This is a genomic window from Domibacillus sp. (assembly GCF_031181085.1).
Taxonomy (GTDB): domain Bacteria; phylum Bacillota; class Bacilli; order Bacillales; family Domibacillaceae; genus Domibacillus.
Window position 1 is genome coordinate 535,799 of record NZ_JAPSLE010000001.1, and the last position, 20,712, is coordinate 556,510.

Here is a 20,712-nt window from a genome sequence, read left to right on the forward strand (position 1 = left end):
GGGGGTGACAGCTTGGCCAAACTAACCGCTACGTTTGAAATGAAAGACAATATTTCCAGTAAGCTTAAAGGATTATATATTAGCCTGGAAAAAGTAGAGTCGATGACAGAGGCTTCCAGCATAGCGATTGATAAGCTTGATAAGTCCAAAGCTCGTCCAATCCTTTCGGTAATTGATACTGCTTCTGGCAAAGTGCGCACAATACAGGGAAATGTGGACCGGCTTCATAAAACAAAAGCAAAGCCGATCATTGCCGTTGATGATCAAGCCAGTGCTGTAACCGATAAAGTCCAGAAGAAAATGGATGACATTGACGGCTCTAAATCAACCGCTACCGTTACAGCGGACGACCAGGCCACGTCTGTACTTGAAAACATTCAGGCGAAAATCGATGCCATCAGAGGGACAGTGGTTACGATTGGAGCAGCAGGAGGAATCACAGGGGCCGGCATTTTAGGCAGTGGAAGCTCTACAATGGAGCAGAATGCTCGGACAAGTGCGGTTACCGGCATGTCTGCAGCTGGTGTGAATAAATACGTCAACGATATTTATTACAACCAAAAAACCGGTAATTCCCGGGAAGAAGTGGCTGTATCTCTCCAAAATATGGCTCAGCAGACCGATTTAAGCGGTAATGCCTTAAAAAATGCAGCCAAAACATCCAATCAGATTGCACAGCTTTACCAAAAAGATGTGCCGGAAGTGGATCGTGCTTTGGGAAGCATGATCAAAAACTTTAACATTGATTCTGCCCGTGCTGGCGATAACATGGCTTATGTATTCAGGAACGCAGGAGATCAATATGACGATTTGCTCGACACATTTAATGAGTACTCTTCTACATTTGCGGATCTGCGATTGGCGCCAGAACAAGTCTCAGCTGCCTTTGTAGCCGGGACCAAAAAGGGTGCTAGAAACTTTGATGATATGGCTGATTCTATGCGGGAATTTAATATCCGTCGCAATGAAATGTCAGATGATCAAGTGGCTGCCTTTAAAAAGGTACTTGGTGCAGATGAAGCCAAGAAAATGTTTAAGGGCTTTGCGGATGGCTCGTATACCGGCCAGGAAGCCATGTACAGGCTGGCTGATGGGCTTTCTAAAATCGAAAGCGAGACAGATCGCGCCGCTATTGCGACCACGCTGATCGGTACAAAATATGAAGATTTAAAGCAGCCGATCCTGGATATGGCCGGCGCGATTGATGAACCGGTTAAAGCAACAGGAGAATTAAATAAACAATTTACTGCATTAAGAGATAATAACCCGATGACACCGATCAATGATGCAGGCAGGGAAGTAAAAGCCATTCTATCTGAGATAGGAAGCGAGATCATTACAAATGTGGCTCCTTCTTTCGAGAAATTTAATAAATGGATAGATACCAAAGAAGGCCAGCAGGCGCTTGAAGATATGAAAGACACAGTCGTCGGGCTTGCTACATTCTTAGGCGGCACCTTGGCTCCAGCCGCTCAGTTTACCGTTGAAAACTTTAACTGGGTGGGACCGCTTGCCCTGGCAGGAGGAGCCTTAACCATATTTGGCGGCACAGCATTGGCCACTGTAGGCATGATTAACAAGTTTAAAGATGCAGCTAGCTTTTTCGGTGGTGGAAAAGGCGGCAAGGGTGGCAAGATCGATAAAAAAGGGCTAGATGATGTCACCGAAAGCATGAGCCGGATGGAGAGAAAAACAAGAGGCGGCGCAAAATCTGTGGGGTCTCTCTCCCAGAAGCTGAAAGACCTGTTTAAAATCAAAGCACCAAAGGACAGCCCGCTCTTTGGGGGCGGAGCAACCAAAACTGGAGGAGCTGCAAAAACAGGTGGGAAGCTGGGTGGGCTTGCAAAAGGAGCCGGCCGTTTATTATTGCCGGTTGGGCTTGGCTTAAGTGCCTATGAAATTTTCACTTCTTCCGCTGGACAGGAACGAAACCAGGCAATCGGCGGTGCAGTCGGTGGTCTTGGGGGCGCCTGGGGTGGTGCAGCTGCAGGGGCGGCAATCGGTTCTGTTGTGCCTGTTATTGGTACCGGAATTGGCGGCCTTGTTGGTGGTGCAGCCGGTTATTTTGGCGGCGATAAGCTGGGCAGATGGGTCGGCGGTCTGTTTGGGAGCGGAGAAAATAAAGCAGCAGCTTCCGGATCCGCGCAGTCTGGCAGTGCTACTGCAGGAGTTGAAAAAGAGCTGAAATCCCTGGCTGATAAAGGAACCACATATGGGAAAGCCTTTGCGACCAACTTTTCAAACGGGTTAAACACCACGGTCGTTTCAATTACCACATGGCTGAACAATAAGGTGTATGCACCAATGGGCAACGCTGCTACAAGCGCTAATCATTTCGGCTATGCCTTCTCATACGGATTTGTAAGCGGCATGAATACAGCACCAATCAACGTGACAAGCTGGCTTTCCGAAAAGGTGTATGCACCAATGGGCAATGCCGCTACAAGTGCCAATCATTTTGGCTATGCCTTCTCATATGGCTTTGCAAACGGCTTAAACACAGCGCCAATCAATGTCACAACCTGGTTGATCGATAAAGTCTATACGCCGATGGGAAATGCAGCACAGAGCGCAAACCATTTCGGGTATGCGTTTGGCTATGGCTTTGTAAACGGCATGAGCACAACGCCTATTAATGTAACAAGCTGGCTTGTCGATTATGTGTACAAGCCTTTTGGCAATGCGGCCACAAGTGCCAAGCACTTTGGTTATGCCTTCTCGACCGGCTTTATGATAGGACTGGGCACAGGAACACTTAACATGGACGCCTGGATCAGTGCCAATATTTATCGACCGCTTAACAGTGCAGCTGCAGGGGCACGTCCATACGGATCTGCACTCGTTTATAACTTTAAAGAAGGCATTAAAGCTATCCCAGTCGGCATGAGCGTCTGGCTGAAAAACCATGTTGAAACACCATCAAGAGAATTTGTGCCAAAAGCGATGGACTGGGGATCCGGCATGATCGGATACTTTGTGACCGGTATGAACAGACAGGGCAGCAATGTCACTGAAACGGCGCAAAACCTTGCAAAACGAGTTGAAGAAGCGTTCCGTAAAGAGCTTGGCATCCATTCGCCTTCCCGGGTTATGGCCGATCTCGGTTACTGGTCCGCGATGGGGGTTGTGAAAGGATTCAGTGGTGTTGATGTTTCTAACATTGCGAAGAGTAAAGCCGATGAATTGATGATGGCATTCGGCGGGAATTACAGCGGCGGCGGGGCGCAAATGGCTCAACAAGCTATTATGCAAGCCTTAATGATGTTAGGTAAGCCGATGAGCCTGCTCAATCCATTAATGGCTGTCGCTAAACATGAGTCTGGCTTCAATCCAAGAGCAATAAACGACTGGGATATTAACGCCCAGCGTGGAGATCCTTCCATTGGATTGTTCCAAATTATAGGGTCAACCTTCCGCAGATGGATGTATCCAGGCGCGAATGATCGGACAAATCCTCTTCATTCTGCATTGGCAGCCATCCGGTACATGGATGGTCGTTATGGTGGCGTCTTGAATCATCCAGGGCTCAGAAGCATGGCAGGGGGCGGCGGCTATAAACCTTACGCCAAAGGCGGCTTGATCACACATGATCACATTGCCCGTGTCGGGGAGCAGGGAAAGAAAGAGGTCATTATCCCTCTTGAACGGTACCGTGACCGCGCTCTTGGTCTTCTGCAATATGCACAAAATGCTTTAGGTGTATCATCTGATCCAGCTATTGTAGCTGCAGGTGCAGCACCTGCGCCGGTCAAACTGCCTGATGCTGATATGCAAAATGTCCAATCAGCGATGAGCCGCGGCGTACAGGCTGTGAAAAGCGGTGTGCGCGATGTGATTGTGCAGATTATGGGCGAAAGCCACTATCACAATGACATGGACGCTGAAAAAGTCGGCACAATTGCGGTTAAGGCCGTAGAAAAACACCTGGAAAACGAATACTTTGCAATGGGAGGTCTGGCAGTCAATGAGTAGCAGAAAAAGCATTTATGAATTTTGGCTGTCACAGGGAGACGAGAAAATCCGGATCCCCATCCTGCCTTCTTCTATTGAAATTAGCACACCATCCAATAACGAAAAGATTTATCTGCCAAAGCTTGGCGATATAACCGTTTTGCAGATGCCAGGGGCGAAAACATTTACGTTTTCGTCCTATTTTCCGCGTATCGCAAACATTCCGTTGGCAGAAATGCGGCCAACGTTAATATCAAAGCCGTGGAATTATGAGGACACAATTGATCAATGGCGCCGGACAGGGCTTCCCTGCCGCTTTATCGTCACAAAAACACCGATTAATTTTGCTGTCTCGATTGAAAGTTTCGATGTGAAGGAAGAAGGCGGGGCGATTGGGGATCTTAATTACACCATTACCCTGCAGGAATATAACTTCATTACAGCTCAGAAAATTGATACACGAAAGAAAACGACAACCACTTCCAAGCGTCCAGATGCCAAAGCGACGACAAAGCCCAAAACCTATAAGGTGAAAAAGGGCGATGAGCTTTGGAATATCGCTAAAGATATTTATAAAGACAGCTCACAATGGAAAAAGATCTGGAATGCCAACAAAGATATGCTCATTAAGCGGGATAAACGGAACGTCCAGAACCCCGGTAAGTGGATTTATCCTGGCCAGGTGCTGACGATACCATGAAGCAATTATTTCTCGTTAAAGATGGCTATATGTTGGAGATTCCTACTGAAAGTATTACCTGGAGCGGCCAGCGGTACCAAGCTGCTAGAAAAATTGATGCCACTATTTTTTACAACAGAACCGGCTATCACAACCCGCCAACTGTAATCGAAGGTGATACAGTTTTATTCAAGTGGAAAGGCAAAGAGCTGTTTCGGGGAACCGTTATGGATCGGTTTATATCAAAAGCTGGCACAATTAATGTAACTGCTTATGATTTGCTGCAGTATTTCATTTTGAATAAAGAAGTATATGGAGCTTCATTTGCTGGCAAACGGTTGGATGAGGTAGCTTCAAGGATCTGCAAAGATTTTGATATTCCACATGCTTCTTTCCCGAATACCAAGCATAAAATCAAGTCGCTCCTTGTGGACACAGAAACAACCCTCTACGATATTTTACTTCGGGGCATGATCCAAACCCACAAGGCGACGAAAACACGCTACGCGATCTATTCCCGGCTTGGAAAAGTCCATTTAAATGAATTAACCACTGCCAGTATTCAGTGGGTGCTTGAGTATGGCCATAACGTAACTGATTTTAATTACACCACATCCATCCAGGAAACAGCCACAAAGGTAAAACTGGTATCGGGTGAAGGGGCTAAGCCTGTCACAGTGACAGTCACAGACGAAAAAGGCAAAAAGCAATTAGGCACTTTGCAATACTATGAAAAAATTGCAGATAACTTGAATCAAGCAGCATTAAAAGAAAGAGCCAATAAGGTATTAGCAGAGAAAAAAGGGGCTAAACGGACACTCGACATTGAAGCAATAGGTATTGAAACGCTGACAAGCAGCTCGGCTGTTTATGTGAAGATCCCTGAGCTGCGCTTTACCCGGACCTTCTTTGTGGATACAGACACACACACTTTTACAGGAAACAAGCACACTATGAGCTTGAAACTGATTGAGAAAAATGAATATCCGGAAATGGAAGAGCCGACAGCTGCCACTTCATCGTCCACTTCTTTAACAGGAGCGGCGACAGGGGACGCGGCGGAAGTTGTGGATTATGCCAAAAGCTATATCGGGAAGCTCACCTATAAATACGGCGGGAAGAATATTGCAGGGGGATCGGGCGACTGTTCCGGTTTTACCAAGCATGTGTATTTGAAAGTCGGAGTGAATTTAGGAGATGGTACCGCAAACCAAGTGAAAAAAGGGCGGAAAATCTCTGCTTCCGATGCAAAAGCAGGCGATTTAGTATTCTTTCATGGCACCATTAAGGAACGTGGAGCAAGCGCGATCAGTCACGTTGGCATTGTTACACGCCCTGGCTATTGTATCAGCCTGGGCAACAGCGGCTGCAAGGAGCACGGATATACCAAGTCTACAAATTCTTACTGGGGCGGCTTTTACGACCATATCCGAAGGGTTCTATAAGGGGGATTGCAGATGCTTGCAACAATTTTACTGGCTGCACAAGGGCATAACGAAGCCAACCGGCCTGTACGTTTGATCCCTGCAGATGTTGTTTCGCCTGCCCCAAATTTAAAAATCCGCCTGGCGAATGACGACCGCCAGATTTACTCAGCTGAGTATTTTATCGTTCCTGAAACACTTACCACACATACAAAGCAGGTAGTTATCGACGGGGTGACAAGAAATTGCACCTTTAATAACGATCTGCAGGCGGGGGACGAGCTGATGGTGGCAGCTGTGCAGGGCTTAGAATCATCTAAGTATTTTATTTTAGATAAGGTCAATCAATGGGAGTAGGAGGTGGTCTACATGGCATTGGCGCCGGAAATTTCAATACCGGAAGAAGATGAAAACGAAGAAATATCTATTGAACAAGCCCTGCTTTCTCAAAAAACGTACAAGTTTGATTTTGAGAAAGGGAGGGCGACAGCTGAATTGATTTCCGGGCTTGAAGCGGTCCGTCAGTTTGTCATGATGGCGCTTCGGATTCCCCGTTATGCCCACCCCATCTATTCAGCTGACACCGGAAATGAGCTGGGTGAAATGCTTTCAGATCCGGACACAACGCCAGAATACAAGATGATGGAGATTGAGCGGCTTGTGACCGAAGCGATTATTTACGATGAGCGGATTAATAAGGTGCATACCTTCGAGATCCAACACATCGATGATGCATTTCATGTCTCCTTCATTGTCGATACAGCTGCAGGAGAACTGGGCTTTGAGGAGGTGCTATCCGCATAATGTTTGAACAGTATACCTATGAGTCCCTGCTTGATGAAATGCTTTTGGACACAAAAGAAGAGTTTGATACAACGGAAACATCCCTGCTTTATGCTTCTTATGCCAAAACAGCAGCCAGGGCAGCTGATGCTTACCGCGCTTTAGATCGAGTGCTTGAATTGGTGTTTGTCGCAACAAGTGAGGGTGATTATTTAAAAATGCGCACGGCTGAAATGGACGTAGTGGCAGAAGCAGCGACACCGGCGGTTCGGTCCGGTACCTTCAATGTCACCCCGCCCGTTGACAGCCGTTTTTTTGTGAATGATGTGTATTTTAAAGTCATCCAGGAAGAACCCGTTTTATTAGAATGCGAGACACCTGGCACAATCGGAAATACGGTTCCGGAAGGATCTGTCCTCCTGCCGCTCGAAACGATTAACGGATTAGAGACGGCTATATTAGGAGAAACCTTGATTCTTGGCCAGGATGAAGAAGCGGAAGAGGCTTTGAAACTGCGTTACGAGGAGCGGGTAACCGATCCGGTGGCAAGCGGAAATGCCGCTCACTATAGAGAATGGGCCAAAGAAGTAAACGGTGTGGGCGCTGTGAAAGTGTTCCCTAACTGGGATGGAGCTGACACCGTGAAAGTCGTGATTGTAGATGAAGATTTACGCCCTGCTTCTGCTTTATTGGTAGAGCAGGCACAAAATTATATTGATCCAGTACCAGGAATGGGAGAAGGCCAGGCACCGGCCGGCGCTTTTGTGACAGTGACAAGTGCCACAGCACTGACGGTCAATATCACAGCAACGGTTGAAATTTCTTCGGAAACAACACTGGAAACCGTAAAGGCTGCCTTCTTAGAATCTTTGAATACCTATTTAAAAAAGATCACCTTCCAGGAAGGAATCGAGCCGGTTATCCGCTCAAAACAAGTCGGTTCATTGCTGTTTAATATCGAAGGCGTGATTGATTATACAAACCTTTTAATCAATGGACAGACAAACAATGTCACGCTGACCGATACCCAGGCACCAGTGATCGGGACGGTGACGTTAAGTGTCTAATGAGCAGATTATGCTGGACAGCCTGCCAGAAGTGCTTAGAAATTCACCCGATTTTCAAGAAATGTGCCGTGTTGAAGGGAAAATATGGGACAGGCTTGAAACGCACATTGCAGAAGTCTTGGACAATACCTTAATTGACCGGGCTACCTGGGGATTAAACATCCTGGAGAAAGAATATCGGATCATGCCGGATCTATCCAAGCCGATTGAACAGCGCCGGTCCATTCTAAAGGCTCGAAAAAGAGGAAATGGCACACTGAGCGCGAGACTTATTAAGAGTGTTGCAGAATCATTTAAAAATGGCTCTGTAAGCGTTCAGCCCCTCAAGGGGGAATCTACTTTCCTTATCACTTTTAACGATAATTATGGCATTCCGGAGAATTTAGAGGACATTCAAAACGCTTTAAGAAAAATTCTGCCGGCACATCGTTTGGTTCGCTTCCAATTCCGTTATTTATTAATTCGTGAAGTGCAGTCCATGACGATTGCACAAATGAACCAACAGCCATTAAACAAGTTTTCAGCAGGCTCTCAATGAGCCGATAAGAAGGAGATGAACAGATGGCAATTCAAACAGTCACAGCCACATTAAATGGCCAGACTTACACACTTACTTATAATGGAACAACAGGAAAATATGAAGCCACCATTACAGCGCCCTCGATTACTTCATACAATCAAGATGGCGGATATTACCCTGTCACCGTCACGGCAACGGACCAGGCAGGAAATAGCACTACGCAGGATTCAACAAACACTGCAAACCGCTTAGTTGTAAAGGAGAAAGTGCCTCCAGTTATCTCGGCATTGTCGCCAGCTGCAAGTGCGCGGATTACAACGGCTGCCCCAACCATTACGGGCACGCTGAAAGATGAAACAAATGGATCCGGCGTTGACACAAGCTCATTTGTGCTGAAAGTTGACGGTGTGGCCATCAATAATGCAAACGTTACGTTTACACCGATCACCGGCGGCTTCAATTTCAGCTACACAGCAAGCGGTTTGGCGCAGGGAGCTCATACGTATACCGTTGATGTGAAGGATAATGATGGAAATGCGGCTACGCAGCAGTCTGTATCGTTTACAGTGGATACCGTTGCACCAACATTAAACGTAACAGCGCCAACAAATAATTTGATCACAAATCAAACAAACTTCACTGTCACAGGTACGACAAGCGATGCTACATCAAATCCTACTACCGTTACAATTACGGTCAATGGAACGGACGCCGGAGCTGTTACCGTTTCTTCTGGAGCCTTCAGCAAAGCGGTCACATTGCGGGCAGGATCCAACAGCATTGTGGTTAAAGCCCGCGACAGCGCAGGATTGGAAACGACCGTTACACGTGCTGTCACGCTCGATACAGTGGCGCCGACGATCACAGGCATTGAGCTGATTCCCAACCCAGTGGATGCAGGAGCAACCTTCATTATCAAAGTTACGGCAACGGATTAAGCTCATGGCTGTCGTGAGAATGACCGGCCGTATTGATGGCGCGGAAGTGATCTTTTCCTTGATGGAAAACGGCCAATGGAGTGCCACAGTCCCGCCCGATGTGTATGGCGAATTTGTAGTTGAAGTCACAGCATGGGATGAAGCAGGGAACACCGCATACAGTACAGCCATGCTGTTTTCCATTAATCCGGGGGATCTATCTTTTCAGGTGATCCCTCTTTTGTATGCTTACAAAGTGGTCAACGAAGGATTTTCAGAAGTAGAAATCCAGTCAGAATACACTTTTTACATGGTAGGTTCGCATGTTGATTATGTGGAATTGCCGCCTAATTTCACGGCAAAGGTGGTATGAAAATGAATTTTCTCTTGGGGGAAAAAAGAGAGGTCACCATTCGGATCACAAGCAGAAAAACAGATCCTTTTGTGATTAGAAACGTCAAATATTCTCTGATCAAAAACGTAACAGGAGAAGAAGTGGCAGCTGGCAGCGGTGCCCTGATTGATAAAGATATATCGGCCGTCATTCAGCCAACAGAAGCGACAGGCCACACGTTGATTTTTTCATACGAAATTGGAAACGAGCTGCTAAAGGCAAAAGTGCCGATTAAAGTGGAGAAAATCTGATGGCGGCGCCGATCATATCCAGTGTGGTAATTACACCGCAGACGGTCAATGCAGGGTCAGCCTTCAAGATCGAAGTGGTAGCAGAAGCATGGGAGCTTACCATTGCGGATGTAAATGAATTGACGATCACTGAAATGAACCAGCAGCCGCTTTCAAAATTAGATGGAGGTGTTTGATGAATGGCAAGTACAACTTCGCGTTTTGGGCTCTATAAAAAAGATCCCGTTGCAGATGCAAATACGAATTTCGATGTAAAAACGATGATTAATGACAACTTGGACACGATTGACGCTAAGGCGGCATTGAAAACCGAGATCCCTTCCGATACCAAAATTCAAGGGATGATCGACACTCACGCCAATAAAAAAGACAATCCTCACGGCGTCACGACTGCACAAGTGAACCAAATTACCGCTAAAAATGGGGATGCTTTAGCGGATACTTACCCTAACGGGATCAGCCAATTCTTTGTTAGTAACACTCAAACAGGATGGCCGGGTACTTACGGGACTGTTACAACATATCGCGGCTATGCTTCTGGAACAGGTGGAACGCTTCAAGTCTATGTCCCTTACAGCGATCAATACGGCGGCACAAGTATTAAATATCGCTATTTTAAATACCAAGGGACTGCCTGGACAGCATGGTTTGATTACGAAACGACTGCAGGGGCACAGGCGAAAGTAGATACGCATGCAGGAGACACAACCAAGCATATTACAGCGGCAGAGCGCACAACTTGGAATGGCAAGGCAAGTACAGCGGTCGCGACAACATCTGCAAACGGCTTAATGTCCTCTACTGATAAAAGCAAATTGGACGGGATCGCGGTAGGTGCAAACAATTATACTCACCCTGCCACTCACCCGCCTTCCATCATCGCGCAGGATGCCAGCAACCGCTTTGTGACGGATGGTGAAAAGACTGCATGGAATGGCAAGGAAACAACGTCTGGCGCCCAAACGAAAGCTGATACAGCTCAAACAAACGCGCAAAATTACGCTTTTGCTTTGAACTCTATAAACAGCAAAGACACACGGGATACTGCTTCCCTTCCAAGTGATTATACCGATTCAACCAATGGCAGACGCCTTCACGTTGAATTTAAAAGAATTACCACAGTCGGATTACCTGTCAGTGCAGGAGGAACTTATGCCACAGTCGTTACAGATGCAAGATGGATCGGATCTTCTGGCGGACGTAAAAACCAAATGGCATTTACGGATTCCGGAAAAGTTTTCACTCGTTTAGGATCCGCCGATGAAACTGCATGGGGAGAATGGGTAGAGCTTGAAACGACAGCAGGTGCCCAGGCGAAAGTGGACAATCATGCAGGGGACACGGTAAAGCACATCACGGCTGCGGAAAGAGCCGGATGGAATGACCATGCAGTTGATACGATAAAACACATCACGGCCGCAGAAAGAACGGCTTGGAATGGTAAAGCCAGTACAGCTGTAGCAACTTCTTCTGCAAATGGTTTGATGGCTTCTGGAGATAAGTCTAAATTGGACGGTCTGATGCAAAGTATTTCAGCTGCATTGCCGGCAACGGCGGGATGGTACCGTGTCGCTCAAACGCCAGTGGATGTAGCAAGAAGTGCAGGGCGGTTTGAAATTGACTGGACGGCTTCCGGAAGTCATGGCCAGGTTATTTTAAATGCCGGCATTATGTATGGGAATGCGGCTTCGGCTGTTTTGAATCAAACGCAATACAGCACTTATAACACCGCAAACGGCTTAACGCAGGCGCGAATTGTCTATCACACGACTTATGCAGGTACACGGGCTTACTTGGAAGTTTACAATGCAACAGCTTTAGCGATCACCGTAAACATTCAGCTTTTCAGTGCTTTGGGATGGTCATTATTAGCGCCGAACACGGCCGGATCTATCCCGTCTGGATATTCCAATAATACAGTCTCATTTGTGGCAGGGATCACCACAGAAGGGCAATTCAAATCAACCGTTGCCACAGGCACAGCACCTTTAGTAGTGGCCTCAACAACTGCAGTATCAAACTTAAATGCAGATATGATCGACGGGGCGCATGCAGGCACAGGGGCTAATAACGTGCTCAAATTGGATGCAAGCGGTAAGGCTTCTCCTTCGATTATTGCGCAGGATGCAAGCAATCGTTTTATGACAGATGCAGAAAGAACAAAATTAAACGGTATTGAAACAGGCGCACAAGTGAATGATGTTACATCGGTTGCCGGAAAAACCGGAGCTGTGACATTGGCAGGGACAGATGTTCCAGCTGCCACAACAGCAGCTAGAGGAACAGTCCAACTTTCCACAGCTACAAACAGCACAAGTACAACACTGGCAGCTACCGCATCCGCTGTGAAGGCGGCATACGATTTAGCGGCAGCTGCCACAACGCCCGCCGAAGCATTACTAGCGGCAGAACACGCAAGTCATAAAACAACGAAGTCTGGAAAAGATGCAAACGGCGTTTTTACAACCGTTGAGTATCGGAGAAAATCAGACGATACCTTGTTAATCAAATCGGTATTGAGCGGCGGAACAAGCCCGCAGTACACAACAAGAACCGTCACGTATTATGCAGCTAATGGTACTACTGTATCAAAAACAGAAACTTATACGCTGACCTATGATGCAGACGACGATTTAGTAAGTGAGGTGTAAAAATGATTGATTTAAGAGAACACGGCGGACCATTCGGCGCTGGGAAGTACCGAAAAGGAAGCGTTATAAACGAAGACGATAGCTTAGAAGTGGTTACGACGGGCGGTCAAATCTCGTTTAACGGTCCGGGCAATATCTCCAATGGCGCGAATATTCAAGGGGCACACTTAGCGCCGGACGGTTATCTATACGTCATAACATCTGCAAGCAGTTCTCCTTATCCAACTTATATAGTGAAAGTGAATCCGGCAGACTTGGCCGTAATATCTTATACACAGATTGGCACTTGGACACAAGGCGTCATTTGTGCGGTTGGCGACGATTATTATATGTATTTTTGCGTGAGATATGGCGGCGTATACAAATTTGATTTACGGACTTTAACGCAAGTGTGGACGTATCCATTTGGCGATTCAACATGTTACGGATATGATTTAGCTATTTCCGGCGATAGAGTTGTAATAGGGACCACAGGGAATTTGGCGCAGGTAAGTGTATTGGTGTTAACTAAGGATGGCGGACTTGTATGGCAGAAGGAAGGCATCCAAACTAGCAACAAATTTGTCGCTATTGGAAATGACGGCAGTATCTATGTTAGCGCCAGCAACACAAGCACCAGCTCATCATACCCGGTGTTCTTTAAATATGACGCGGCTGGAAACCTTATTTACTCCAATAAGATAGCAGAATACGGCAGTTATCCGACAACTAGAATAGGTGTCAATCCTTACACAGGGAAATTGTACACATGGATACAATACGTAATATGGGAATTAGATCCCGCGACAGGTCTTAAAATGCCAAGGGTGGGTTCTAAAACATTTGGATCGTCAAGCGCCGCCGTAAGATTTATATTCGATAAACAGGGACACATTATAATGGCATCAAACGCCACATCTACCGGAAGTAGCGCCACAGAGGTAGTTAGGGTACGGCTTTCTGATATGACTATGAGATACAACACCGAAGGAATGGCAGGAAATTTACTTAAATCCATAACGCCGTATGGGGACGATAAGTTAATCGTCGGCGGCTTACAACAAATGTGTATGATGGGAAGATTGAACGTTTTCAAAATGAAATAAGGAGGAATAACAAGTGATTTATATTGCTGCAACAAATGAAGGGGAAGTTACCCGTATTCACTATCAACCGTTTGATGAAAAAAACGGGTTAGGAAAGACCAAAGAGGAGTTAGAAAAAGAGGGTTTCTTTGTGGATTTCCTACCAAATCCAGAATACCCGGAAGGGAAAGATCCATTTTTAAAGGTTGACCAGGTGACGAAAACACTTTATTACGAATACAGGGACCGGCCATTGACCGAAAACGAAGAATTAGCTTTTCTTAAAAAGAAGAATGAAGAGCTGGAAGCAAAGTTCAAAACAGCTTCAGAAAAATACGATGCCTTGGATAAGGAGGCTACTCCACTAAGCGAATTAAAAGAGTTGCGCATTGCCAAGCTGAAAGAAGAATGTTCTGCCGCTATTTATGAAGGATTTACTTCTGGCCAGTATAAATTCGGATTTAATGAGCGGGATCAGGAGAACTTTACACAGCGTATGTTGACGATCGTTGCCGGGGCAGTCGGCCCGTTTGATTGGAAAACGAAAAATGCAGGCGTCGTTTCGCTGATAAAAGAGGAATTCGTAACAGCAATTAATGATGCAGAAGCCCATAAAATAGCCAAGCAAAAGAAATACTGGGCATTGGAAGCTCAGATCCTTGCAGCTGAAACGAACGCCGAAATCGATGCTGTAACCTGGTAGGTGATCCACATGAAAGCAGGAGATATTGTTTTTGTGAAAGGAAGCTCGCTTGTTTCCCGCTTGATCCAGTATTTTGACAAAGGTGAATTTACGCATGTTGCCCTGGCTTTGGACGATAAGCATGTAATTGAAGCGGACCGCTTTAAGCGGGTATCGATTGAGCATATGCACTATACAGACTATGAGATTGTATCCTTTCCAGAGGATGCTTTTTTTCTTGCCCAAAATGCCTACTCGTTTATCGGAAAGAAATATGATTACCTGCAGGTTTTAAGCTATGCAATGAAACGGCTTTTCCGGCTGGGCGTGTTAAATAATCCAAATGCTTTAATTTGCTCAGAGTTAATTGCCGAGATATTAGGCAGAGAAGACCTGAAAAACAGCACACCAAACGAGCTGTATAGGGCATTAACGAACCAACAAGGCGCAAGACATTTTATATAAAAGGAGGGACGTGGAAATCATGCAGATGCAGCATAATACAGACACTTTGTATAGCACCATTGTTGGCGGGGGCTTATCAGCTCTCGCTTATTTAATTGGAGGGATTGATCAGTTGGCTCAAGCGCTCGTAATTTTTATGGCGACTGATTATATAACGGGCGGGATGGTCGGCATCATGACCGGAACATTCGGCTCGAAAGTGGCTTTCAAAGGCATTATGAAGAAAGCCGCTTCGATGTTCGCAGTGATCCTAGCCGTGCAGCTGGACTTAGTTGCGGGTACCGGCGGCAACTTTATGAGAAATACGATGATCATGTTTTTAATCGGAATGGAAGGGATCAGCATTATTGAAAATCTCGGCAATCTTGGCGTGAAAGTGCCGAAACAGATCAGTAACGTTTTTGCGCAGTTAAAAGAAGAGCCAGACGTAAAAACGATCCAAAAAGTAGAAGTGACCACCAAAACAGAGATCACACAAAAAGAATTAGAGGACGGTGTAAATAAATGAGCTGGGTACCTACGTATCATCAAAGAAACCTTGGAAACCTAGATGATTTAGCACCAAATACAAAGGCGCAGGCAATGAAGTGGTATCAATACTGTTTAAACAATAAAATCGATGTACTGATTTATGAAACGATCCGGACCGCCGCACAACAGCGGGAAAACATAGCAAAAGGCGCCTCTCGAACGATGAGATCCTATCATTTAGTTGGACAAGCTTTGGATTTTGTGCCGATCGTAGACGGCAAAGCACAGTGGTCCGTTAATGCTTATGTTAGCGGTAAGGTCATGGGTGCGATTAATTATGCCAAGAAGCTCGGATTTACGTGGGGCGGTGACTGGGACAGTGATGGGAACTGGCGAGATGAAACATTCTTGGATAGTCCTCATCTGCAGTTTAACTATAAAGGCTATGGCACAGATAAGGGATTGACCGTGGCAGCTGCAGCGCCGATCAATGTCATGAGTAAAGAAGAGACTCTTGCCCTGCAGAAAAAGCTTATAAAGCTCGGCCTGGATACAAACGGTGTCGATGGCATTTACGGTAAAGGAACAACAAATGCGGTTATGATCTTGCAGCGCCGTACTGGTCTAACTATCGATGGAGTGGCAAGAAAGGCAACCCTGGCCAAGATTGACGAGCTTCTTGAAAAGAAATCACTGGTCGGAACGCCAGGCGAATTCCGTGTTGTCACCGGCACATTCGGCACGCCAGAAGCGGCAGAAGTTGCGGCAAAAGAAATTGGATTCAATGCCAGAAAAGGAGCAAACGACAATCGTGTGTATACTGGTGTCTTCACGTCGCTTGAGTCGGCAGAGGAAGCACGGGCGCTCATTGCCATTGAGTATGGCTACAATCCAAGAATTAAATCATATAGTGCATAGTAAAAAAAGCCCCGTTTTTGCCGGGGCTTTTTTAAGGTTTTTATAGATGATAATTTAAAATGAAAAGAATTAATAGAACGATAGTTAATAGGTTCACAATAAATCACAAAATAACTTTAGAAAAACTAGGGAAATGCCTGTAGTATTGAATATAATTCATAAGATCTTGCTCAAAGCTAGTAATACCTTTGTAATCTAATTGGGTTGTTATCTCCTCAGTATCCTGGCATGGAAGAAGCGAATCAATGATTAACCGTTCCTTAAAAGTTAAATCAGGAAGATTAATTTTGTGAATTTTTCTATCCGTTCCATAATAATAAGGCCATTTTTCTAATTCAATTTTCGAAAGAAATTCTGAATCCTTTTCTAAAAGTATCCCAGAAAGAGTTAGCATTTGGTGGTTAACATCTGTATAGGCAAAAGAAGAAACAGGGTAAAATTGAAGATGACTACGTCTGTTTATATCATTTGCAGCGTTTAATAATGCTTTTGCAAGGACGCCTGGCAACCTATCTTTCGTCATATCTTCTGGGGATACCGACTCATCAAGAAATTGGCCTATCCTCGATTTTAGCTTTTCAAGTCTTTTTTCAAATGTGATTTGTCTTGAAACGCCGTTTTCAAAATTGCCTAAAGCATCAGGATTAGCATTGACAGATATTTTGATAAGATCATAAGCGCCACATTTTTTTATTAAAGATTGAAATTCTCTAATTTGTTCTGAAAGTTGCCGTGGAACTACATAATCCAACCAAATAATACAGTTGTTGTCGAAATCATATTCATCAATAAAAGTCCCTGAAGTACAATTGTTTAGTTGGATACAGTTTATGGGTTTATTAAATTTTTGCCTTTGAAAAATTGAAGAATCCATTTCTATAGAAATAAGATCTGAAATTCCAAATAAAGAGTGGACTAATTTGAAATCTTCCATATGTGTTGCTCCGAAGCCAATATATGTATACTGCTCAATTGGCTTGTAGGCGTTCATTTTCATTAAAAATTCCATGAAAATTGAACGGTCAACAGCTTTGTTAGTTCTTAAATTATAGGGGAGGGTAGTTGCACTCAATTCTACTCCCCCCTTAGAGCTTTTAACGCTTCTCTATATATTGTATCAAAACATTCAGTTCCCACCTCACTAGGTGACCTATCAGGAGCTTCGAATAAATAATTAGAAACTGTTTCAATTTCACTTAATTCTTTCGAGAATCTAATTGATCTACTTGTGCTGGAGAGTTCTGGTACAGGTAAAGTTGGCTTGAATCTGATTGCATTAACTTCAATCGGTTCAGCATTTCTTATAGGTTTAAATTTTTCTGCAGAAACGTACTCGGGTTTATTTAATTCTTCAAAGGAAATTTTGGAGCTTTTCTCCATAAATTCTTTTTCTTTTCGTAAATCTTTTTTTACTTTATTAGTATAATTCGTGAAAGTTTTCGTTCCTTCACGCATGTATTTTTTTGTATATAAATAAACTTTTGATGAGGCATCTATACCTCTTTTAGTAGTGGTAAGAGGTAATTTTTTTACATCGCTTGATTGGAAATGAACTACACCAGTTATCCCTATAAATTGATTGTGAAAATTTGGTACTGTAGCTTCTCCCCATCCAGTTAGAATTGTTTTATCATTATATACAACCACTCTGTCATTACAAATGATTGTCCAACCAGAATCCTCTGAAGTTCTTTTTACAACTTGCTCTTCATCTAAATCCTCATCGGAAGGAGTTTCTCGATAGATTCCAACTTTAAGATCGACTTTTACACCTTCAATTTCACTTTGATAAATATACGGAGCTATATTTTCTCCACTTGGATCGTTTGTATAAATAAATAAAATGTTATGAGGGGTTACTCTCTCGTCATTGACGTATACTTTAAAACCTTTATTAATGATAAAGGAATAATGATTTGAAATAAGTTTTTTTAGATTATTTATATAAGTATCTACAGAGAATTCTTCAGAAATATTTTCATATAAATCAGTGACTTTTATAAGTGTTCCTGGTGTTTCTAATTCAATATCTTCAGTATGCTCTAAAGGAAGTGACCAATTATTATCATTTTGTAACCAATCAGAATCAATCTTTACTTGGAATTTGTCAGTATTTGAATAAGATGATACAAGAGCATTCTTTCCAAGTTTGAAGATAGCACGTTTCATGCCGATTCCATATAAACCTACAGTGCGAAAGTATTGTTGCTCATGATCTGGACGTCCCATCCTAAAAGCGTACTCTTTAGCGATATCTAAAGGGATACCTCCGCAATTATCCTCAATACTGAACATATCTTTTGTAATAGTTACTTTTGCAAAATATCCATCGTATGGTTTATCGCCTTGAGCATCACCACTGATCGTTCTCACAATTCCATCAACACAGTTATCAATTAAATCTAAAATTGCATCTGACAGATTAATGTCTCTAGTGAGCATATTTACAAAGAATGATTTTGCAGGAAAGGCTTTAACGTCTTCCATTATTGTACCTCCAAGTTTTTAATAATTGTCTCAAATATTGCACTCGCCATTATCGGGCTAACACTGTTTCCAATTTGTTTGAAACTGTGCCATTTTGTGGGGTGAAATAAAAACCAATCTGGGAAGCCTTGAATTCGGGCTGCTTCTCTTGGTGAAATAACACGATTATAAAATGGATGTATTGGACGTACTGCTTGAAAGCTTCCTTTTTCTGAAGTTGTTCCTGCCCTTAAAGTTGGACAAAAACCATTAGGATCTAATTTCATACTTCTGGAAGTTTTATCAGTTTGCCCGGGAGAGAGGATACTAAACCTATCTATAACGTTCGGGGTATGTTTTGTCCCAATCATTCCAGTCACTTGCTGTTCATGAAAATATTTGTTTTTGCTTTCTTCATTACCTATTATATTGTGCGACATTAAGGATATTCTTTCTGCATATGAATTACTTTCTATTTCATTCAAAGGTGTCCAACATTGGTTTTTATTGCGCGAGTCACCCATAAATAAATCATCAAATTCAAGACCTTGAAATGCTTGCGCCACAGTAACCTTTTCCTTTTTTAAGGATATAAGCTGCTCTTCTTTTAAAGAATGTTTAATGTCTTTTCTGATTCCGATAAAAAATACCCTAGGTCGAGACGTTGGTACTCCTAGATCTCTTGCATTTAGCTCTATAGGATTAAAAAGATGGTAATTACCACTAACTTCTTGAAAAGCACTTTTTAATATGGGGCTAAATTTTGGATGAAGAATCCCTCTAACATTTTCTGCTAAGAAAAAAACTGGTTGAATTTCTTTAACTAAACGGAAAAAGTGTATAAATAGCTGATTTCTAGGATCATTTATATCTTGTTTCCCCATTGCACTAAACCCCTGACAGGGGGGGCCGCCGATTAATCCGAATAATTCATTCTGGTTAAACTTTTGCAGAAGATCTTTTCCTTTTAAAATCGATACATCTTCTTTTAAATGTTTAACATCTGGGAAATTTAGTTGATGCATTGCTATCGCTTCTTTGTCTAATTCAACAGCCCCAACTAAATTAAGGTTGGCGTGTGTAGCTCCTAAGCTTAAGCCTCCCACGCCCGAGAATAAGTCAATAATGTTTTTCATTATGTTTGTTCCTTTCTACATATAAATTCAAAATCGATATGTAGAGTATTTTTATCGATCAAGAAAATAAAAAAGTATACATTATTTTCTCAATATAAAGCAAGAAAGTGTAGCTTAAAAAGACTCTTCTACATTTTAATGCTTTATACCTAGATAAAACAACGATTTTGGAAAAAAAAACAATAATATCCCGTAAAATTCAACAAACTTATGAAAGGATTATATGTTGAGTCAGCAGGAAAAAGAGGGGAAGCGTAAAGGTATTTCAGTTCGAAGAAGTATGTATAGTTAGATAAGTGACAGAATTGTTTTCATCCTATTTAATGTAGAGTCATATGTCTGTCCTTGTGATAACAAATATCTTAAAGTTGTTTGCTTGTTTATCACTGATAACTTAAAGAAGACTAGCCGTAGCCAGTCTATCCCTAAATGAACCCTCATTAATAATATGTTCTCCAGGCATTGGCCAAGCATCACAAAGTAAATGACCACGCTGTGTATCGGTGTAATACCTACATGGTCAGTTTCTTTTATTTCAACTTGGCAAAAAGAGCAGATCATTACTATTTCTTCTTTTTTACGCCACATAAAGATCACTCCTTACATATAAGGTAACAGGGTGCTTCTTTATGAGTAAAGTCATGATAAATCAATCGATCCCCATTTTGTTATCACAAATCGAAATATGATGTATATAGTAGTTTTAAAACAGTGTTATATAATATAGAAGGAAAATGCAAAAGGGCTTTTAGGTTAATGACCAAAATTTTGTCCAAGCAATGACCAAAATTTTTGGTCATAAGATTCATTAAGATGAAGGGGATTTTCTTGGGTTTGTTGATATAGAGGGGTTTTGAAGGTAAGAATGATTAA

The 20,712-nt window shown here is 43.4% G+C and carries 20 protein-coding genes; 17 read left to right on the forward strand and 3 right to left on the reverse strand.

Annotated features, from left to right (window positions below; translation table 11 throughout):
* Positions 1-12: 12 nt before the first annotated feature.
* The 17 genes from RIN81_RS02925 to RIN81_RS03005 are packed head-to-tail and all read left to right on the forward strand — an operon-like array spanning position 13 to position 16,237.
* Positions 13-3,972: a phage tail tape measure protein gene (locus tag RIN81_RS02925; protein WP_309087211.1), complete on the forward strand. Its 3,960-nt coding sequence runs from the start codon at positions 13-15 to the stop codon at positions 3,970-3,972.
* Entirely contained in the window at positions 3,965-4,651 is a 687-nt protein-coding gene (locus RIN81_RS02930; RefSeq protein ID WP_309087213.1) for a LysM peptidoglycan-binding domain-containing protein, read from the forward strand. Before RIN81_RS02925 ends, RIN81_RS02930 begins: the two co-directional genes overlap by 8 nt.
* A complete protein-coding gene (locus RIN81_RS02935; RefSeq protein WP_309087215.1) occupies positions 4,648-6,075 on the forward strand; it encodes an XkdQ/YqbQ family protein in 1,428 nt (475 codons plus the stop codon). Before RIN81_RS02930 ends, RIN81_RS02935 begins: the two co-directional genes overlap by 4 nt.
* Before the next feature lie 12 nt (positions 6,076-6,087).
* Positions 6,088-6,411 (forward strand): DUF2577 family protein, encoded by a 324-nt coding sequence (locus RIN81_RS02940; protein ID WP_309087218.1) that lies wholly within the window; start codon positions 6,088-6,090, stop codon positions 6,409-6,411.
* A 12-nt stretch (positions 6,412-6,423) separates the two neighbouring features.
* Positions 6,424-6,858: a DUF2634 domain-containing protein gene (locus RIN81_RS02945; protein ID WP_309087221.1), complete on the forward strand. Its 435-nt coding sequence runs from the start codon at positions 6,424-6,426 to the stop codon at positions 6,856-6,858.
* Positions 6,858-7,904, forward strand: a complete 1,047-nt coding sequence (locus RIN81_RS02950; protein ID WP_309087223.1) for a baseplate J/gp47 family protein — start codon at positions 6,858-6,860, stop codon at positions 7,902-7,904. The genes RIN81_RS02945 and RIN81_RS02950 overlap by 1 nt, the downstream gene beginning before the upstream one ends.
* The gene (locus RIN81_RS02955; RefSeq protein ID WP_309087225.1) at positions 7,897-8,442 is read left to right on the forward strand and encodes a putative phage tail protein; all 546 of its coding nucleotides are present in this window, start codon (positions 7,897-7,899) and stop codon (positions 8,440-8,442) included. Before RIN81_RS02950 ends, RIN81_RS02955 begins: the two co-directional genes overlap by 8 nt.
* Positions 8,443-8,465: 23 nt before the next feature.
* Positions 8,466-9,362, forward strand: coding sequence for an Ig-like domain-containing protein (locus RIN81_RS02960; protein WP_309087227.1), 897 nt, complete (start codon positions 8,466-8,468; stop codon positions 9,360-9,362).
* 4 nt (positions 9,363-9,366) lie between these two features.
* A complete protein-coding gene (locus RIN81_RS02965) occupies positions 9,367-9,714 on the forward strand; it encodes a PF13754 domain-containing protein (RefSeq protein WP_309087229.1) in 348 nt (115 codons plus the stop codon).
* A gap of 2 nt (positions 9,715-9,716) precedes the next feature.
* Positions 9,717-9,986: a hypothetical protein gene (locus tag RIN81_RS02970; RefSeq protein ID WP_309087231.1), complete on the forward strand. Its 270-nt coding sequence runs from the start codon at positions 9,717-9,719 to the stop codon at positions 9,984-9,986.
* Positions 9,986-10,162, forward strand: a complete 177-nt coding sequence (locus RIN81_RS02975) for a hypothetical protein (protein WP_309087233.1) — start codon at positions 9,986-9,988, stop codon at positions 10,160-10,162. The genes RIN81_RS02970 and RIN81_RS02975 overlap by 1 nt, the downstream gene beginning before the upstream one ends.
* 3 nt (positions 10,163-10,165) lie before the next feature.
* The gene (locus RIN81_RS02980; protein WP_309087236.1) at positions 10,166-12,637 is read left to right on the forward strand and encodes a tail fiber protein; all 2,472 of its coding nucleotides are present in this window, start codon (positions 10,166-10,168) and stop codon (positions 12,635-12,637) included.
* Positions 12,638-12,639: 2 nt separating this feature from the next.
* On the forward strand, positions 12,640-13,722 hold the full coding sequence (locus tag RIN81_RS02985) for a YncE family protein (protein ID WP_309087239.1): 1,083 nt from the start codon (positions 12,640-12,642) through the stop codon (positions 13,720-13,722).
* A gap of 13 nt (positions 13,723-13,735) precedes the next feature.
* Positions 13,736-14,404, forward strand: coding sequence for a DUF4376 domain-containing protein (locus RIN81_RS02990; RefSeq protein WP_309087241.1), 669 nt, complete (start codon positions 13,736-13,738; stop codon positions 14,402-14,404).
* Between the two features lie 9 nt (positions 14,405-14,413).
* On the forward strand, positions 14,414-14,848 hold the full coding sequence (locus RIN81_RS02995) for a hypothetical protein (RefSeq protein WP_309087243.1): 435 nt from the start codon (positions 14,414-14,416) through the stop codon (positions 14,846-14,848).
* A 19-nt stretch (positions 14,849-14,867) separates the two neighbouring features.
* Positions 14,868-15,356 carry a phage holin family protein gene (locus RIN81_RS03000; RefSeq protein WP_309087245.1) on the forward strand — a complete coding sequence of 163 codons (489 nt, stop codon included), beginning with the start codon at positions 14,868-14,870 and terminating at the stop codon, positions 15,354-15,356.
* A complete protein-coding gene (locus RIN81_RS03005) occupies positions 15,353-16,237 on the forward strand; it encodes a peptidoglycan-binding protein (RefSeq protein ID WP_309087247.1) in 885 nt (294 codons plus the stop codon). The genes RIN81_RS03000 and RIN81_RS03005 overlap by 4 nt, the downstream gene beginning before the upstream one ends.
* Before the next feature lie 103 nt (positions 16,238-16,340).
* Here RIN81_RS03005 and RIN81_RS03010 read toward each other — a convergent pair whose 3' ends face one another.
* From RIN81_RS03010 to RIN81_RS03020, 3 genes are read right to left on the reverse strand one after another with little or no spacing between them, the layout of a single operon-like run.
* Positions 16,341-17,309: an O-methyltransferase gene (locus RIN81_RS03010; protein WP_309087249.1), complete on the reverse strand. Its 969-nt coding sequence runs from the start codon at positions 17,307-17,309 to the stop codon at positions 16,341-16,343.
* Between the two features lie 2 nt (positions 17,310-17,311).
* Entirely contained in the window at positions 17,312-18,724 is a 1,413-nt protein-coding gene (locus RIN81_RS03015; RefSeq protein ID WP_309087252.1) for an ATP-binding protein, read from the reverse strand.
* Positions 18,724-19,839: a DNA cytosine methyltransferase gene (locus RIN81_RS03020; RefSeq protein WP_309087254.1), complete on the reverse strand. Its 1,116-nt coding sequence runs from the start codon at positions 19,837-19,839 to the stop codon at positions 18,724-18,726. The genes RIN81_RS03015 and RIN81_RS03020 overlap by 1 nt, the downstream gene beginning before the upstream one ends.
* Between the last annotated feature and the right edge of the window lie 873 nt (positions 19,840-20,712).

Coding starts and splice junctions, on each gene's coding strand:
- RIN81_RS02950 (WP_309087223.1), top strand. CDS start 6,858: ATGTTTGAACAGTATACCTATGAGTCCCTGCTTGATGAAATGCTTTTG.
- RIN81_RS02980 (WP_309087236.1), top strand. CDS start 10,166: ATGGCAAGTACAACTTCGCGTTTTGGGCTCTATAAAAAAGATCCCGTT.
- RIN81_RS02930 (WP_309087213.1), top strand. CDS start 3,965: ATGAGTAGCAGAAAAAGCATTTATGAATTTTGGCTGTCACAGGGAGAC.
- RIN81_RS02945 (WP_309087221.1), top strand. CDS start 6,424: ATGGCATTGGCGCCGGAAATTTCAATACCGGAAGAAGATGAAAACGAA.
- RIN81_RS02960 (WP_309087227.1), top strand. CDS start 8,466: ATGGCAATTCAAACAGTCACAGCCACATTAAATGGCCAGACTTACACA.
- RIN81_RS02995 (WP_309087243.1), top strand. CDS start 14,414: ATGAAAGCAGGAGATATTGTTTTTGTGAAAGGAAGCTCGCTTGTTTCC.
- RIN81_RS02940 (WP_309087218.1), top strand. CDS start 6,088: ATGCTTGCAACAATTTTACTGGCTGCACAAGGGCATAACGAAGCCAAC.
- RIN81_RS03020 (WP_309087254.1), bottom strand. CDS start 19,839: ATGAAAAACATTATTGACTTATTCTCGGGCGTGGGAGGCTTAAGCTTA.
- RIN81_RS02970 (WP_309087231.1), top strand. CDS start 9,717: ATGAATTTTCTCTTGGGGGAAAAAAGAGAGGTCACCATTCGGATCACA.
- RIN81_RS02965 (WP_309087229.1), top strand. CDS start 9,367: ATGGCTGTCGTGAGAATGACCGGCCGTATTGATGGCGCGGAAGTGATC.
- RIN81_RS03005 (WP_309087247.1), top strand. CDS start 15,353: ATGAGCTGGGTACCTACGTATCATCAAAGAAACCTTGGAAACCTAGAT.
- RIN81_RS02975 (WP_309087233.1), top strand. CDS start 9,986: ATGGCGGCGCCGATCATATCCAGTGTGGTAATTACACCGCAGACGGTC.
- RIN81_RS02985 (WP_309087239.1), top strand. CDS start 12,640: ATGATTGATTTAAGAGAACACGGCGGACCATTCGGCGCTGGGAAGTAC.
- RIN81_RS02935 (WP_309087215.1), top strand. CDS start 4,648: ATGAAGCAATTATTTCTCGTTAAAGATGGCTATATGTTGGAGATTCCT.
- RIN81_RS03015 (WP_309087252.1), bottom strand. CDS start 18,724: ATGGAAGACGTTAAAGCCTTTCCTGCAAAATCATTCTTTGTAAATATG.
- RIN81_RS03000 (WP_309087245.1), top strand. CDS start 14,868: ATGCAGATGCAGCATAATACAGACACTTTGTATAGCACCATTGTTGGC.